12 protein-coding genes are annotated in these 15588 nt (G+C 67.7%); 7 read left to right on the top strand and 5 right to left on the bottom strand.

Annotation, left to right across the window (positions count from 1 at the left end; all coding sequences use genetic code 11):
• Positions 1-124: 124 nt before the first annotated feature.
• The 3 genes from ACZK13_RS12390 to ACZK13_RS12380 all read left to right on the top strand — a co-directional run bounded on the left by ACZK13_RS12390 (position 125) and on the right by ACZK13_RS12380 (position 6462).
• A complete protein-coding gene (locus tag ACZK13_RS12390) occupies positions 125-5152 on the top strand; it encodes a YadA-like family protein (RefSeq protein WP_253143720.1) in 5028 nt (1675 codons plus the stop codon).
• A gap of 61 nt (positions 5153-5213) precedes the next feature.
• On the top strand, positions 5214-6050 hold the full coding sequence (locus ACZK13_RS12385; RefSeq protein WP_125894375.1) for an OmpA family protein: 837 nt from the start codon (positions 5214-5216) through the stop codon (positions 6048-6050).
• Positions 6051-6171: 121 nt separating this feature from the next.
• Positions 6172-6462 (top strand): DUF6959 family protein, encoded by a 291-nt coding sequence (locus ACZK13_RS12380; RefSeq protein ID WP_019659952.1) that lies wholly within the window; start codon positions 6172-6174, stop codon positions 6460-6462.
• 85 nt (positions 6463-6547) lie between these two features.
• On the opposite strand, the gene ACZK13_RS12375 is transcribed toward ACZK13_RS12380, so the two are convergent.
• Positions 6548-7375 (bottom strand): class I SAM-dependent methyltransferase, encoded by an 828-nt coding sequence (locus ACZK13_RS12375; protein ID WP_180844364.1) that lies wholly within the window; start codon positions 7373-7375, stop codon positions 6548-6550.
• A 63-nt stretch (positions 7376-7438) separates the two neighbouring features.
• Between ACZK13_RS12375 and ACZK13_RS12370 the strand changes: the two genes are divergently transcribed.
• On the top strand, positions 7439-7846 hold the full coding sequence (locus tag ACZK13_RS12370; protein WP_125894379.1) for a MerR family transcriptional regulator: 408 nt from the start codon (positions 7439-7441) through the stop codon (positions 7844-7846).
• A 73-nt stretch (positions 7847-7919) separates the two neighbouring features.
• On the opposite strand, the gene ACZK13_RS12365 is transcribed toward ACZK13_RS12370, so the two are convergent.
• From ACZK13_RS12365 to ACZK13_RS12355, 3 genes are all read right to left on the bottom strand, one after another.
• Positions 7920-8636: an MgtC/SapB family protein gene (locus ACZK13_RS12365; RefSeq protein WP_012511332.1), complete on the bottom strand. Its 717-nt coding sequence runs from the start codon at positions 8634-8636 to the stop codon at positions 7920-7922.
• A 101-nt stretch (positions 8637-8737) separates the two neighbouring features.
• Positions 8738-10510: a chloride channel protein gene (locus tag ACZK13_RS12360; RefSeq protein ID WP_478481726.1), complete on the bottom strand. Its 1773-nt coding sequence runs from the start codon at positions 10508-10510 to the stop codon at positions 8738-8740.
• A gap of 62 nt (positions 10511-10572) precedes the next feature.
• Positions 10573-12654 carry a TonB-dependent receptor family protein gene (locus tag ACZK13_RS12355; protein WP_253143722.1) on the bottom strand — a complete coding sequence of 694 codons (2082 nt, stop codon included), beginning with the start codon at positions 12652-12654 and terminating at the stop codon, positions 10573-10575.
• A 131-nt stretch (positions 12655-12785) separates the two neighbouring features.
• Between ACZK13_RS12355 and ACZK13_RS12350 the strand changes: the two genes are divergently transcribed.
• The gene (locus tag ACZK13_RS12350) at positions 12786-13706 is read left to right on the top strand and encodes a M14 family metallopeptidase (protein ID WP_253143723.1); all 921 of its coding nucleotides are present in this window, start codon (positions 12786-12788) and stop codon (positions 13704-13706) included.
• A gap of 95 nt (positions 13707-13801) precedes the next feature.
• On the opposite strand, the gene ACZK13_RS12345 is transcribed toward ACZK13_RS12350, so the two are convergent.
• A complete protein-coding gene (locus ACZK13_RS12345) occupies positions 13802-14653 on the bottom strand; it encodes a LysR family transcriptional regulator (RefSeq protein ID WP_253143724.1) in 852 nt (283 codons plus the stop codon).
• Positions 14654-14813: 160 nt separating this feature from the next.
• Here ACZK13_RS12345 and ACZK13_RS12340 point away from each other — a divergent pair, with 160 nt between their 5' ends.
• Positions 14814-15167, top strand: a complete 354-nt coding sequence (locus ACZK13_RS12340) for an SMR family transporter (RefSeq protein ID WP_010485170.1) — start codon at positions 14814-14816, stop codon at positions 15165-15167.
• Positions 15167-15490, top strand: a complete 324-nt coding sequence (locus ACZK13_RS12335; RefSeq protein WP_125894389.1) for a DMT family transporter — start codon at positions 15167-15169, stop codon at positions 15488-15490. The genes ACZK13_RS12340 and ACZK13_RS12335 overlap by 1 nt, the downstream gene beginning before the upstream one ends.
• The last annotated feature ends 98 nt before the right edge of the window (positions 15491-15588 follow it).

The raw sequence follows: 15588 nt of genomic DNA, 5'->3' as shown, positions 1-15588 counted from the left end.
GGAATGCGCGATTGCCGTGCCGGAATGAAGTGCGCAGCCGCCGTTGCAAACGCTGAAATGTCAGTCACCTGCCTAACGGCAAGTCCACTGACATTCCAGTTGTTCGCCTACGGGGGAAATGCTCATGAACCGCATCTACCGGCGTGTATGGAACCGCCAGCTCAATGCTCTGGTTGTGGCTTCGGAACTGGCCACCGGCGATAGCGGCGGCAGCGCCGCCCGCGATCCGCGCAGTGTCCTGCTGATGCCGACCGCACTGGCCCTGGCCCTGCTGTGTGCGCTGGCCAGCGGGCATGCAGGAGCATCCGAATCCAATCAGTCGCTGCGTGATCTGCAGGCACTGGCCGCGAAGTACGCGCAGCCGATGCCGGTCAAGGTCGACGCAGAAGTCGCGCTGGCCGCGGCATCGCGCCAGGCGCAAAGCAGTCCGGCGATCAGCGCGGACGCGCGTGTGGGCCTGCAGCTGAGTACGACCTCGCTGCCGATCGTGCGCGACGTGCTGCCGGCTACCGTACAGGTGAAGCTGGCGGCGAACGCCGCGCCGAAGCAGGTCGCGGTTCCTGCACTGGCCGCCGATGTTCGCGCCAATGTCGGGCTGGGGCACGCAGCGTCCAATGTGGCGAAGATGGATGCCTCGCTGGCGGCCAACGTTGCGCCGTCCGCGCATGCGCCGCTCGGTGTGGCTGCGGATGCGCAGGCGAAGGCCAGGGTTGGCATCGCCGGTGCCCAGGTGGCCTCGATCGATACCGGTGCCAAGGCGGCCGCCGCTGTTGCTGGCGCATCCGCTGGCTCGCTGTCCGGCCTCAAGGCGTCCGTTGACGGCAAGGTGGATTCGCAGCTGAAGCTGGCGGGCCACCAGATCGATGGTCAGGGGCAGGTCAAGGCGACGGCGGCGGTCACGTTGCCGGCAAAGGAGGAGCTGCCGGGCGAGACCCATGATCGTGCGATCACCGCAGCTTTCGATACCGGTGTTGCCGGCAAAGTGCGCGTGCAGGCGCCCGATGGCCAGGAAGTCGTGGCCGACCGCAATCTGAAGCTGGCCGGCCAAGCGACTGTGGCAGCGCAGAACAGCGCACTGGGCGTGGGTGGCCTGGTGGGCGGCGTTGTCGGCGCGGCAGGTGGCGCCGTGGGTGGCGTGCTTGATGGCACCGTCGGCAACACGGTTGGTGCGGTGGGCGGAGCAGTGGGCAGCACGCTCAATGGCGCCGTTGGCACGGTTGGTGCAGTCGGCGGCACTGTGGGTGGTGCACTCAACGGCACGGTCGGTTCGGTCGGCAGCACCGTCGGCGGCGCACTCAATGGTGCGGTTGGCACGGTGGGTGCAGTCGGCGGCACTGTGGGTGGTGCGCTCAACGGCACGGTCGGTTCGGTCGGCAGCACCGTCGGCGGCGCACTCAATGGTGCGGCTGGCACGGTGGGTGCAGTTGGTGGCGCCGTGGGCGGCACGCTCAACAATACAGTGGGTGCGGTGGGCAGCACCGTCGGCGGTGTACTCAATGGCGCTACAGGTGGCAGCACCGGCGGCCTCGGTGGCCTGCTGGGCGATACGCTTGGCAATGTCGGCGGCGCCGTCGGCAACCTGCTCAATGGCAACCTCAACGGCACCATCGGCAATCTCGGCAGTGCCGTAGGCGGCCTGGTCGGCGGCACCCTCGGCGGTCTCGGCCTGACCAAGCCCTCGGCGATCCCGCCGACCAGCCCGAAGGCGCCGGCTCCGGCCGATCCGAACGCGGGCCTGATCATCGGCACCGGTGGCCTGGTCGGCAATGTCGGGCAGCTGATCGGCCCGACCACCACCAGCCTGTTCGGTGGCAACGGCTACCTGAGCAACGGCAACCTCAAGCTCAGCAACGCCAACGTGATGCAGACCTACTCGACGGTCAATGTGCTGGGCCTGCCGGTGGTCAACCTGTCGCCGGTCGGCAGCACCCTCAATGGCCTGGGCGGCGCCGTCACCGGCGGCAGCTCGCACCTGACCCTGATCGGCGGTGTCACCTCCGACAGCTACATCTACAACATCAACAACGGCAATCCCGGCGGCCTGCTCGGGCTGCTGCTGCCGAAGGATTCGCCGGCATGGGCGGCCAAGTGCCTGGATATCGTCCTCGCCGACATCTCCTGCTGGGCAGTCAATGCGGCGCAGGACTACCAGGTGCTGATGGGTGACGGCGCCTTTGCCAACGGTTCGAAGGAAGTGGTGATCGGCGCCAATGCCCGCCACGAGCTGCCGAAGGTCGATGCCAACGTCGCCTTCCCGGGCGCCGGCACCAATGATCCGAGCAACCCGACCGGTGTGCCGACCGCGGACTACGCCGCACGCATGGGCCATTCGGTGATCGTCGGCGACAGTGCGGTGGGCACGGCCAACGGGCAGACCCTGCTCGGTGCCGAGGCGACGTCGAACCAGGCCAACTCGGTCGCACTGGGCTACCGCTCGGCCGCGCTGCGCGGCGCCCAGGCCAGCTACAGCGCCTATGGCCTCACTGCGCCGCAGGTCTCGGCCGGTGAAGTGTCGGTGGGTACCGCCGGTGGCGGTGAGCGCCAGATCACCAACGTGGCCGCCGGTAGTGTCAATACCGATGCGGTCAACGTGGCCCAGCTGAAGGGTGCCATCAGCCTGATCGATGATGTGGCGGCCGCTGCGGTGACCTACGATCTGGACGGTGCCGGCAATCCGAACTATCGCCGCGTCACGCTCGGTGCGGGCACCGGCACTACCACCATCGGCAACCTGGCCGGCGGTGCGGTCACCGCCGGCAGCCTGGAAGCGGTCAATGGCGGCCAGTTGGCGGCGACCAATGCGGCAATCGCCAGCTTCTTCGGCGGTCGCGCAGCCTTCGATCCGGCCAGCGGTGCCTTCACCGCACCACTGTTCGAGATCAGCACCATCTCCACCGGCGGTGCGATCGCCAAGGGTCTGTATGAGAACGCCACCGATGCCTTCGCCGCGGTCGATGGTTCGCTGGTCAATCTCAACACGCAGATCACCGACATCCGCAACGGTGGCACCAAGTATCTGCGGGTGAACTCGACCGGTACCGAGGCACTGGCCAGCGGCGCCGACTCGATCGCGGTCGGTACCAACGCCCGCGCCACCGCCGCCAACAGCATCGCGGTGGGTGCCGGCAGCCTGGCTGACCGTGCCAACAGCGTGTCCATCGGTGCCGCCGGTGCCGAGCGTCAGGTCACCAACCTGGCTGCGGGTACCGCCGCCACCGATGCGGTCAATGTCGGCCAGCTGCAGGCGTCGGAACAGGGGGCACTGCGCTATGACCTCAATGGCGATGGCAGCGTCAACTACGCCAGTGCCACGCTGGGCCAGACCGGCACGGCCACCACGCTGCGTAATCTCGGCCCGGGCCAGGTCAGTGCCACCAGCAGCGAGGCCATCAACGGTGCCCAGCTGTTTGCGGCCAACCAGGCCGTGGCCACCCACCTCGGTGGTGGCGCGGCGGTCAACGCCAGCGGCGTGCTGACCGCACCGACCTACTCGATCAACAACGTCGCCGCCAACGGCACCGTGACCAAGGGCAGCTACAACGACGTCGGTACCGCCTTCGATGCGGTCAGCAACTCGCTGGCCAACGTCGCCGACCAGACCGGGGAGATCGACAAGCTGGCCGTGAAGTACGACGTCGATGGCAGTGGCAACGTGCTCAACAGCGTGACGCTGACGGGTACCGGCACCGGCGCGGTGAAGATCACCAACGTCGCCGCCGGCAGCATCCTGGCCGGCAGCAGTGATGCCATCACCGGCGACCAGCTGTTCAGCACGAACAGCACCATCGCCAACTACTTCGGTGGCACCACCGCGTACAACGGCACCACCAACGTGTGGACCGCGCCGAAGTTCAGCATCTCCAGCATCGCCACCGACGGCACCTTTACCAGCGGCGACTACAACAATGTCACCGCCGCCTTCACTGCGGTGGACGGCTCGCTGAAGGTCCTCAACCAACGCATCACCAACAACAGCGGTGGCAGTGCCTACCTGGCAGTGAACTCGACCGCAGCGCCTGCAACGGCTGCCGGTGCGGAAGCGGTGGCGGTCGGCCCGCAGGCCAGTGCGGCCGGTGCCAACAGCGTGGCGGTCGGCAACGGAGCCAGCGCCAGTGCCGGCAACAGCGTCGCCCTGGGTGCCGGGTCGGTGGCCAGCGTCGGTGCGCAGAGCGGCTACACCGGCGCCTATGGCCAGACCGGCGCCAGCAACTCGGCCGGTGAGGTTTCGGTCGGCAGCACCGGCAGCGAGCGCAAGATCACCCATGTCGCCGACGGTTCCGATACGTACGACGCAACCAATGTCGGTCAGCTGAAGAACGGCGTGAACTACGCCATCGACGAATCGAAGAAGTACACCGACCAGAAGATCCAGAACATCACCAACGTGGCCGGCAGCTTCCGCGCCAACAACACCAACAACCTGGCCGATCCGTCCGCCAGCGGTGCAAACTCGGCCGCAGGTGGCGCAGGCTCCACCGCCGCCGGTGCCAACTCGACCGCGCTGGGCAATGGCTCGCAGGCGCAGGCCGACAACTCGGTGGCGCTGGGTGCGGGTTCGGTGGCGAACCGGGCCAACACGGTCTCAGTGGGTGCCGCCGGTGCCGAACGCCAGGTGGTCAACGTGGCCGACGGTTCGCAGGCGACCGACGCGGTCAACGTACGCCAGCTGCAGGCCTCGCAGCAGGGTACGATCCGTTACGACACCACGGTGAACGGCGCGACCAACTACAACAGTGTCACGCTGGGCAGCACCAACAGCGGCCCGACCACGGTGCGTAACGTCGCCGCCGGCACCGCCGGTACCGACGCAGTCAACGTCGACCAGCTGAAGTCGGGCATGGCGCAGACCCTGGACTGGTCGAAGGCCTACACCGACGAGCGCATGGGTGGCTTCGAGCGCGACCTGCGCAAGACCGACAACCGCGCCTCGGCCGGTATCGCCTCGGCAATGGCCACCGCAGCACTGCCGCAGCCCAGCGAAGCGGGCCGCAGCATGGCCTCGGTCGCCGCCGGCAGCTACAACGGCGAGTCGGGCGTGGCGGTTGGTATCTCCGGTGTCTCCGAAGGAGGGCGCTGGATCTACAAGTTCAGCGGCTCCACCAACAGCCGTGGCGAGGCCGGTGTGGCCGTCGGTGCCGGCATCCAGTGGTGATCCCCGCCGCCGGGCCGCACGCGCGGCCCGGCATCGCGGAAACGTCCAAAGGGGGAATGACATGAAACAGCATCGCATCGCCCGCACCGGCCAGATGGCCGCAGTGCTGGGCCTGGTCCTGGGAATGGGCCTGCTGGCCGCCTGCCGCAGCCATGCGCCGGCCGCCGAAGGTCCTGCCGAAACCACCGCCGTGCAGTTCCCGGAGGCCTCGAAGGCCTCGCTGAAGGAAGGCATCTATCCCGACGTCGCCGACCTGCGCCGCTTCGCGCCGGGCATGAGCAAGCGCCAGCTGTACACGCTGCTGGGCACGCCGCATTTCAACGAGGGCATGTGGGGCGTGCGCGAGTGGAACTACCTGTTCAACTTCCGCACTGCGCAGGGCGCGGAGTACTTCACCTGCCAGTTCCAGGTGCGATTCGACAGCAAGGGCATCGCCCAGGGTGGCTACTGGAAGCCTGAATCATGTGCGGCGGTGCTGGACCCGCCGCGGCCGCCGGCCCCGCCTGCACCGGCGCCGTTGCCGGAGCAGCCGTTGCGCCTGTCCGCCGATGCGCTGTTCGGTTTCGACAGCGCGGTGCTCAGTGCCGAAGGCCAGCAGGCCGTGCAGGGCGTGCTGGCGCAGGTGCGCGAGGCCAGTCAGGTGCAGTCAATCCGGGTGACCGGGTATACCGACCGTATCGGCAGTGCCAGCTACAACCAGGCCCTGTCGCAGCGACGTGCCGAGGCCGTGCGCAGCGCGCTGGTGCAGGGCGGCGTGCCTGCAGCCAGCATCAGTGCCGAAGGACGCGGCGCGGCCGAGCCGATCGTGCAGTGCGAGCAGCGCAACCGTCGCGAGCTGATCGCCTGCCTGGCGCCGAACCGGCGCGTGCAGATCGCCGGAATGGCCCAGCCGCGCTGAGAGTCCCGCACCGGGGCCACGCCCCGGTATCTCGAGTCCCCCCTGACCGTCGGCAGGACGTGGCCACGTCTCCCCCGTTGTCCACGCCTGCCGGCGGCTCAGGTTTTCCATGGTGCACGCGATGAACGCCCAATTCCTGCCTCTTTCCATGAAGACGGAAACCACACTGAGTGTGTACGGCCAGCTCGGCAATCATGCGGTGGTGCGCATTCCCGGGCGGCGCCTGCCGGGGTTGATCCTGCAGGCCGATACCGTGGCCGGCTTCCTCGCCCAGCTGCAGGAAGCGCAGGCCTGCCTGCGCAGTGGGCGCGCACAGCGCACCGACGCCGAGCTGGACATGCTGATCGACGTGCTGCAGCAGTGGTATGCGCTGATTGAATCGCGCCTGGCGGACGCCGGCGAGGCGCTGTAGTAGAAAAAGGGGACGGAGGGGATTAAGTCGTTCTTGCCCCGGCTGTGCCGGAAACGACTTAATCCCCTCCGTCCCCTTTTTTGTATCAGGCGCGGGCGCGGACCAGCCAACAGGCGGCATCGACGCGCACACGGTCGCCTTCGATGAAGGGCGCGAACGCGGCCAGCGCCTTGTTTCGAAGTGCGTCGGCGCGGTCTTCGGGCAGGTTCCGCAGCGCCAAGCCCAACGGGCCCAGCTGGCCGACATAGGTCGGCAGTTCATCGCGGGCGATCGAGCACGGCAGGTCTACCGCGACCAACTCCACATCCTTCCAGCCGGCGGCCTGCAACAGGCGCTGCACGCGCTGGCCATCGGCAAAGGCGAACTGGCCGGGTGCTCCTGGCACCCGCGGCGGAAGCTCAAGTGCATCGCCGATCGCGCGTTCGGCCGTGGTCATGAACGGGTTCTCGTCGGCACTGCGCCAGGCGATGAAACGCAGCCCAGCGCCTGGCGTTGCAGCACGATGCAGGTTGGCGAAGGCGGCCTCGGTATCCTCGAAGAACATCACACCCAGCCGCGACTGGATCCAGTCGAAGTGCGCGGAGGGCAGCGGATGCTGCTGCGCATCGGCCACGATGAAGTCCGCGTCCAGTCCGGCCGCCTCGGCGCGCTGGCGGGCCAGTGCCAGCATCGGCGCGGAGATGTCCAGGCCGGTGCTGTGTGTCGCCGGGCGAGCGGCGGCTGATGCCAGCAGGCTGGCGCCGGTGCCACAGCCGATATCGAGCAGTTGCGTGACGGTTTGCGGAAGCTCGGCCACCAGCAGGTCGGCCATCGGCTGGAACAGACCGTCGAGGATGGCCTGCTGGGCGACCCAGATCTGGCCGCCAGGGCCATTCCAGAGCGCATTCTGATCAACGGGGGATGTACTGGCCATGGCCTTGTCCTGCCGGGAAGTTGCCCATAGGTTGATGCTTGAAGGCGACTTGAGGTCAAGCCCATGCGTGAACTGGATATCGGCGAGGTGGTGAAGCGCAGCGGCGTGCCGGCCTCGACCCTGCGTTACTACGAGCAGCTCGGGTTGTTGCAGTCGCTGGGCCGTCGCGGCCTGCGCCGGCAGTACGACGAGCAGGTGCTGGAGCGCCTGGCGTTGATCGGCCTTGGCCGGTCGGCCGGGTTGTCGCTGCAGCAGATCGGGTTGTCGCTGCCGCCTCAGCACGGATGCATTACGCTGGATCGCGAAGCCCTGCTGGCACAGGCCGATGTGTTGCAGCAGCAGATCTCCCAGCTGCAGCGGGTGCGCCGTCATCTACAGCGCGCGGCGGCCTGCCCGGAAGCACAGGACGCGCGCCAGTGCGGTTCGTTCCGCAAGTTGTTGAGGGCCCAGCAGCGCATGGCGGGTGGGTGAGAGAAGCGCATCCACGCATGGCGTGGATCTACTGCACCACGACCTCGGTAGATCCACGCCATGCGTGGATGAATCAATCGCGGGTACTGATTTCCCAGGTGGCATGCAGCACGCCAGGCACATGCTCCATCCGCGCCAGCACCACGTCCAGCTCATCGGCACTCACGGCGGTACTGACCAGCACCGCGATCACATCGGTGGGCGCGTCGGCATGCTCGACCACCTGCACATCACCGACCGGATACTGCGCCGCTTCCAGCGCATCGACCAGGCGTTCGCGTACACGTGGCACCGCTTCGGCATCCACACTCAGGCGCACCTCGTAGGTGGCCTCGGTGGCCGTCTCGTTGATCGGGATGCGGTTGATCGCATTCACCAGCGGCCGCAGCAGGGTGTTGCCGGCGATGATCAAGACCGTCAGCAGCACGCCCTCGGCCAGCATGTCCGCGCCGGTACAGCTGCCGACCGCCGCCGAGCACCACAACGTGGCGGCGGTGTTCAGCCCGCGCACGTTCATGCCTTCCTTCATGATCACGCCGGCACCGAGGAAGCCGACGCCGGAGACCACGTAGGAGATCACCCGCACCGCCTCGGCGCTGCCGGCGATGCGCATGCCCAGGTCGACGAAGGCAGCGGCGCCGACCGCCACCAGCACGTTGGTGCGCAGGCCGGCGGTGCGTTGGCGGTACTGGCGCTCGGCGCCGATCAGCGTGCCCAGCACGAAGGCGGCCAGCAGGCTGACCACGGTGTCGGCGAAGGGACCGGCCTGGAAGGTTTCAATGAAGCGCATGGCCGGAGTCTACCCGGTCGAGGTGACAGTAGATCCACGCCATGCGTGGATTTCGAGGGGCCAGAAACGACTTAATCCCCTCCGTCCCCTTTTTTGCGGGGTCAGTCGGTGTCCTCGACGCGCTCGCCCATCAGTTCGCGCTGGCGCTTGTCCAGTTCCTCGGCGTAGCTCTTGCGTACGAAGGCTTCGGAGACCACGCCCAGCACCTGGCCGTCGGCGGCGACCACGGCCAGTTCGTCGGCCTGGGTGTGGTCGAAGCGCTGCATCACGGTGACCACGTCCGCGCTTGGCAGCAGTGACACGTCGCGGTTTTCCGCCAGTTCGCCGATCGTGGTTTCGGGCTTCACGCCGTCGCCGTAGACGTGCGGAATCTGCACGATGCCGGCGTAATGGCCTTCGCTGTCGATCAGGATCACGCGGCTGCCCGAGCCCAGCGGGAAGCGCTGGCGGAAGGCGGAGGCGTCGAGGTCGGCCGGCGCGGTGGCCACGCCCTTGCGCATCAACCGGCCGGCGTTGAGGTTCTGCACCCAGCCCACGTCGCGGGCGCTCTTGATGGTCTCGCCGCGCAGGTGCATGCGCCAGGTCGAGAACGAATAGCCGAACCACTGCCGCACGAGCGTGCTGGAGACCAGCACCGCACTCATCACCACGCTGGTCAGCAGGAAGTCGTGGGTGCCTTCCAGCACCAGCATGGCCATGGTCATCGGTGCGCCGACCACCGCAGCGGCCAGCGCTGCCATCCCGGCCAGTGCGGCCGAGGTGGCGTCGATCACCGGCACGCCGGTGGCCATCGCCAGCAGGCCGGCGAACAGGGCACCGACCAGGGTGCCCATGAACAACGAGGCGAAGAACAGGCCACCGCGGAAGCCGAAGCCCAGCGAGATGCCCGAGGCCAGGCACTTCAGGGTCAGCAGGCCGCCGATCCAGATCAGTGGCAGATGCGTGGTCAGGTCCAGGTGCAGCGCGCCATGGCCGGACGACAGCACCTGTGGGCTGGCCAGTGCCAGCGGAATCAGCAGCAGGCCGCCCACCACCGGCCGGCCCCACAGTGGCAACGGGCTGCGCTTGACCGTGCCTTCGATCGAGGCGATCAACCGCATCACCGCGATGCCGACCATCGCGCAGCAGCAGCCGAGCAGACCGTAGATGGCGTAGTCGGCGGCGCGGACATCAATCGTCGAGGCGGCCGGCAGCAGGTAGGCCTCGATGCCGGCCTGGTCGGCCACGAATGCGCCAGCCAATGCAGCGACCGCCACCGGGGCCAGCGCGGCCGGGGTGTAGGCGCCGATGACGATCTCGAAGGCGTAGAACGCACCAGCCAGCGGTGCACCGAAGGCGGCGGCGATGGCACCGGCGGCACCGGCGCCGACCAGGATGCGCACATCGTTGCGGCGCAGGCGCATCACCCGGCCCAGCTGCGAGCCGCTGCCCGCGCCCATCTGCGTGTACGACGCTTCCAGTCCGACCGAGGCGCCACAGCCGTTGGACAGCAGGGTCTGGGTCAGCACGATCAGGTTGTCGCGCATCGACATGCGGCCGCCATGCAGGGCGTTGGCTTCCACCGCATCGAGCAGGGGCCGCTTGAGCCGGGTCGCAGCCAGGCTGACCAGCCCGACCAGCAGGCCACCGAGCGGCAGCACCAGCAGCGCGGTCCAGGTCAGCGAGGGCAGGGAGCTCAGGCGCATGCCGTCGTCCAGCCCGTACAGAGTGCCCTGCAGCCAGCGTGCGATGCCGGACTGCAGCAAGGTCAGGTAGCCGGCGATCAGGCCGACCAGCAGGGCAAGCGCAATGAACCACAAGTCACTGCCGCGCAGCCGCAGGCGCAGGCCCTGGAAGGCCGCATGCAGGCGCGATGGCGAAACAGGCAGTGACATGGTGGCGGCATGATACGCCGCCACCGTGATCGCCGCCGTCACTGCATCGGGCGGTTACTGCGTCAGAAGCGGTAGCGGCCCTGCACGTAGAAGGTGCGCGGCGCAGCCACCATGCGGCCGGCGTTGCCATCGACGTTGCGGGTATACCAGCGCTTGTCGGCCAGGTTGTTCACGCCCAGCGCGATCTCGCTGTCACCCAGTCCCGGCACCTGCCAGGCCACCTGCGCGTTCCACAGGCGTACGCCCGGCACGCGGCCCACGCGCGCATCGGCGCTCTCGGCCCAGGTGTTGGCGGCGTCGGAGAACTGGCCGCTCTGGTGGGTGCTGGAGACATTGAAGGTCCAGCCGGCCAGTGCATAGCGTGCGCCGACGCTGTCGGTGTCGCGCGAGTAGAACGGCACGTCCAGGCCACGGTTGTCGCCGGACTGCTGGATCGCCTTGGTCCAGGTGTAGTTGGCGTACAGCTCCAGACCGGCCAGTGCGCTGTCTTCGGCGAAGCGGTACTCCAGCGCGCTTTCCACGCCCTTGTGGTCGGTGGCGCCGATGTTCTGGAAGGTCGGCGGGGTGATGCCTGGCACCTGCAGGATCTGGTTGTCGAAGCGCATCTTGAACACGGTCACTTCCGCGCGCAGTGCACCGTCCTGCCAGCGCGCACCGAGTTCGGTGGTCTTGGCGATTTCCGGATTCAGCGGGTTGCTGGCGGTCTGTGAGTTCAGCTGGATGTTCTGCACCGGCCCGAACGAGGTGGTGTAGTTGCCGAACACGGTCAGCTGCGGAGTCAGCAGGTAGGCGACGTTGATCGAGGGCAGGGCCTTGTCGTTGCGGCTGCTGAAGGTCGCCGCGCCACCCGCCTGGCGGCGGTCCATGTCGATCCACTCCATGCGCACGCCCGGGGTGATCCGCCACTGGCCGATCGCGATGCGGTCGTCGATGTAGAAGGCGTGTGCGTCGGTGGCGTTGTCGAAGCGGGTGGTGGCACTGGCCGCGCCGGTGCGGCGGGTGACTGTGTAGCTGCGGTCGTTGCCACGCTCTCGCAGGAAGCGGTAGCCGGCGGTGATGTCGTGCACGCTGGCGCCCCAGTGCAGGCGCTGGGTGTAGCGCGGCTCGATGCCGAGCACACGGTAGTCGCGCGGCTGCACGGTCAGCTGGGTATTGGCGGCGTTGATCAGCGAGCTGGCACGGCTGCTTTCGTTGTAATAGGCCAGTACCTCGAACTCGCTGTTGGCCGAGAGCGTATTGGTGTAGCCCAGGTCGATGCCGGTGCGGTGGCCTTTCCAGAAATCGGTGGGGCGTGTGTTCTGGAACGGGTCGGCTTCGTACTGGGCGCGGGTCAGGCCACCCGGGGTCAGCGAGCGCACATCGTAGTAGGAGAGCTTGGCGCGCAGTTCCTGCTGTTCGTCGATGGCGTACGCGAACTTCAGCGCGAGGTCGTTGAAACGGTCATCGCTGCCCTGGCGCCAGCCGCGGCCATCCTGGCCGGAGTACAGCAGGGCCGCGCCCAGGCCGTTGTCGCCGGTGCCGCCGAGGAAGGCGTTGTACTGGGTGCTGTCGCCGCCGCCGTGGTCGTAGGCGGTGTAGCGCACGCCGGCCTCACCGTGCAGGCCGGCACCGGTGGGAATGGCGCGGGTACTGAAGTTGATGATGCCGCCCACGTTCTGCGGCCCGTAGCGCACCGCGCCGCCGCCACGCACCACGTCGATCGACTCGATGTTGGACAGGCTGGTCGGTGCGAACGACAGCTGCGGCTGGCCATACGGCGCCACCGCCAGCGGTACACCATCCAGCAGTACGGTCGAGCGCGGCGAGTAGCGCCCGGTCAGGCCGCGCACGCCGATGTTCAGCGAGACCGAACTGCCGGCGGTGCCGGAGTTGTCGGTGACCTGCACGCCGGGGATGCGGCGCATGGCATCGCCGATGCTGGCCGCGCCGCTGGCCTCGATGCGCTGGCGGTCGACCACCGTCCGTGCGCCGGCGAAGCGCTTGACGCTGTCATGCAGGCCGGTGCCCAGCCAGCTGCCGGAAACCTGGATGCTGTCCAGCGTGGTGGCGCCGTCCTGGGCGAAGGCGCTGGCGGCCGGAATCAGGCACAGGGCGAGGGCGGCAGCCAGTGGCAGGCGGGCCGTTTGCGGGGCGTGGGTGGGCATCGGTGCGGGTTGTGGAAGGTCGTAAATGAGAATTATTGCTGATTCCATTCGCCAATGGAATGCGCCTCCGGTTCATGCTGACGGGCCGATGGTAAAGTAGGTGATTGCTTCCTGACTCGCTGAGATCTGCCATGTCCCAAGCCGCTTTCTACCCCGTCGGAACCCCTGGCAAGCCGTGGGGAGCGGCGGAACGGGAGGCGTGGCGTGGCCGCCAGCGGCGCCTGCGTCGCTATGACGAGGAAGTGCTGCCGCGCATCGAAGCCCTGGCATTGCGCTTCGACAAGGTGGCCTATGGCCAGCTCGATTACGCCGGCGAGACCTACACACTGTTCGCCCTGCGCAGCCGCGACTGGAACCCGGCGCTGCCGGCCGCGCTGGTCACCGGTGGCGTGCACGGCTACGAGACCAGCGGCGTGATGGGCGCGCTGGAGTTTCTCGAAAAGCACGCGGCCGATTACGCCGGCAAGGCCAACCTGCTGGTGGCGCCGTGCGTGAATCCGTGGGGCTTCGAGCGCATCAACCGCTGGAACTTCGATGCGATCGACCCGAACCGCAATTTCCGCGCCGATGGCCCGGCCCGTGAGTCGACCGCGTTGATCGAGCTGATCACACCGATCAAGGGCCAGTTCGTGCTGCACATCGACCTGCACGAAACCACCGACAGCGACGAGAGCGAGTTCCGCCCGGCGCTGGCGGCGCGCGACGGCAAGCCGTTCGAGCCGGGCCTGATTCCGGATGGCTTCTATCTGGTGGACGACAGCGAGGCCCCGCAGGCGGCCTTCCAGCAGGCGGTGATCGCCGCAGTGGAAAAGGTTACTCACATCGCGCCGGCCGACGACAAGGGCGAGATCATCGGTTCGCCGGTGGTGGCGCATGGCGTGATCGAGTACCCGCTGGTGAAGCTGGGCCTGTGCGCCGGCATTACCGGGGCGAAGTACACCACCACCACCGAGGTCTACCCAGACAGCCCGCGCGCGACCCCGCAGCAGTGCAACGACGCACAGGTGGCGGCGGTGTGCTCGGCGCTGGATTACGCGCTAGCGCACCGCTGATCGGTAGTGCCGGCCGCTGGCCGGCAACTGAAAAAGGGGACGGAGGGGATTAAGTCGTTTGTGCCACAAACGACTTAATCCCCTCCGTCCCCTTTTCACCCCAGCGCGTCGGCCCACCATAGTGCGGCTGGGCCTGGCGGCGCGTCGCGGCGCCACAGCAGGTCGCTGTGGATGCGCCGTGGCCAGCCGGGCAGTACCAGTTCCACCAGCCGCCCGCGGTCGTAGCGCTGTACCAGTGCGCGCGGTAGTTCGGCCCAGCCGAGGCCGTCCTCGGCCATTTCCATCACCATCAGGTAGTCGGTGGCGGTCCAGGCCAGGCCGGTGACCACGCGGGATTGATCGACTTCCGCGCTCAAGCGCACCTGTCTATGCCGCGCCAGCTGTGCGGCGGCGCGACGGCCAGCGCTGGCCAGCGGATGCTCGCGCGCCACATACACCGACAGCTCGCTGTGGTGCGCCAGCGGACGTGCCACCAGTCCGTCCGGATAGTGCTCCTGCCGTGGCAGCAGACCCAGCGCGGCGCGTCCGTTGCTTACCAGTTCCAGCACGTCCTCGCCCTCGGCATCCAGCCATTCCAGCTCGATCTCCGGGAACGCCTCGGCGAAGCGTTGCAGCCCCCGTTGTTCCGGGTCCAGTTGGTAGACGTCGGAGAACGCCACGGTCAGGCGCGGTTCGACCGGTGCGGCCAGGCGTACGCTCAACTGCTGCAGGCGGGCATCGGCAGCCAGGATTTCCTGCGCGTGCCCAAGTACCTGGCGCCCGGCCTCGGTCAGCTGCGGGTAGCGCCCGCTGCGGTCGAACAGGCTCACGCCCAGGTCGGCTTCCAGGTGGGCGATGGCGGTGCTGACCGTCGATTGGGTCTTGCGCAGGCGCCGCGCCGCCGCCGAGAACGAGCCCAGCGCCGCGGCTTCCACGAAGGCCTGCAGGGATTCAGGGGAGTAGGGCATTGATCCATCGCTCCTGTCGATGGAATCCATTTTGATACCACCGTAAAAGGCGATGATACTTGCTTCCGTCGCCCCCGTCTGCGGGGCGTTCCGGACCCTCCACGCTCGGCGTGGATCCATTGATGAGGCGGCGTGGTCCCCGCCCTGCAAGGAGCTTCACATGTCCCGTACTGTTCCCGCCCGTGGCGCGCTGGTCGCCTGGGCCTGCCTGACCGTGGCGATCGTCGCCGAAGTGGTCGGCACCTCGTTCATGGCCCATGCCGCTCGCGATGGCGGCTGGACCGGCTATCTGATCATGGCCGGCGCGCTGGCGCTGTCCTATTTCTTCCTCGCGCAGTCGGTGCGCCGCATCGCCGTGGGCGTGGCCTACGCAGTGTGGGAAGGCCTCGGCCTGACCCTGCTCACTGTGGTCGGCCTCACCGTCTTTGGTGAAAGCCTGTCGCTGCAGCAGCTGGCCGGCCTGGTGCTGGCAGTGGTCGGCATCGTCTGCGTCACCCTCGGGGAGGCGCACTGATGAATACCTTGGCGTTTTTTTTCGTGATCTGTTCGGCCTTGATCGACGTCGCCGCCAACATGATGGTGGCCAAGTCGGAAGGTTTCCGCCGCTGGCGCTGGGGCGTCGCTGCAATCGTCATGGTCTGGATCGCCTTCGCCCTGCTCGGCCAAGCGGTGCGCTACATGGACCTGGCTACCGCCTATGCGATGTGGGGTGCGATCGGCGTGATCGGTACCGCCACCTGCGGCCGCCTATTGTTCGGCAACCGCCTGCGTCCGATCGGCTGGGTCGGCATTGCGCTGGTCACTATTGCAGTGCTGCTGCTGAGTACCGCGAAGTGATGCATCGTTGCGCCAACCAAGGTTGGCGCCTACCAGAACCACGGTTGGCCCCTTCCAGAGCGTGAGCCGCCGCAATCAAGCGCCCCGGGGATGATCTC

The sequence above is a fragment of the Stenotrophomonas sp. 99219_Sma genome (genome assembly GCF_056480785.1).
The sequence above is the reverse complement of the archived record's forward strand: the minus strand, read 5'-3'. Positions and strand labels throughout refer to the sequence as shown.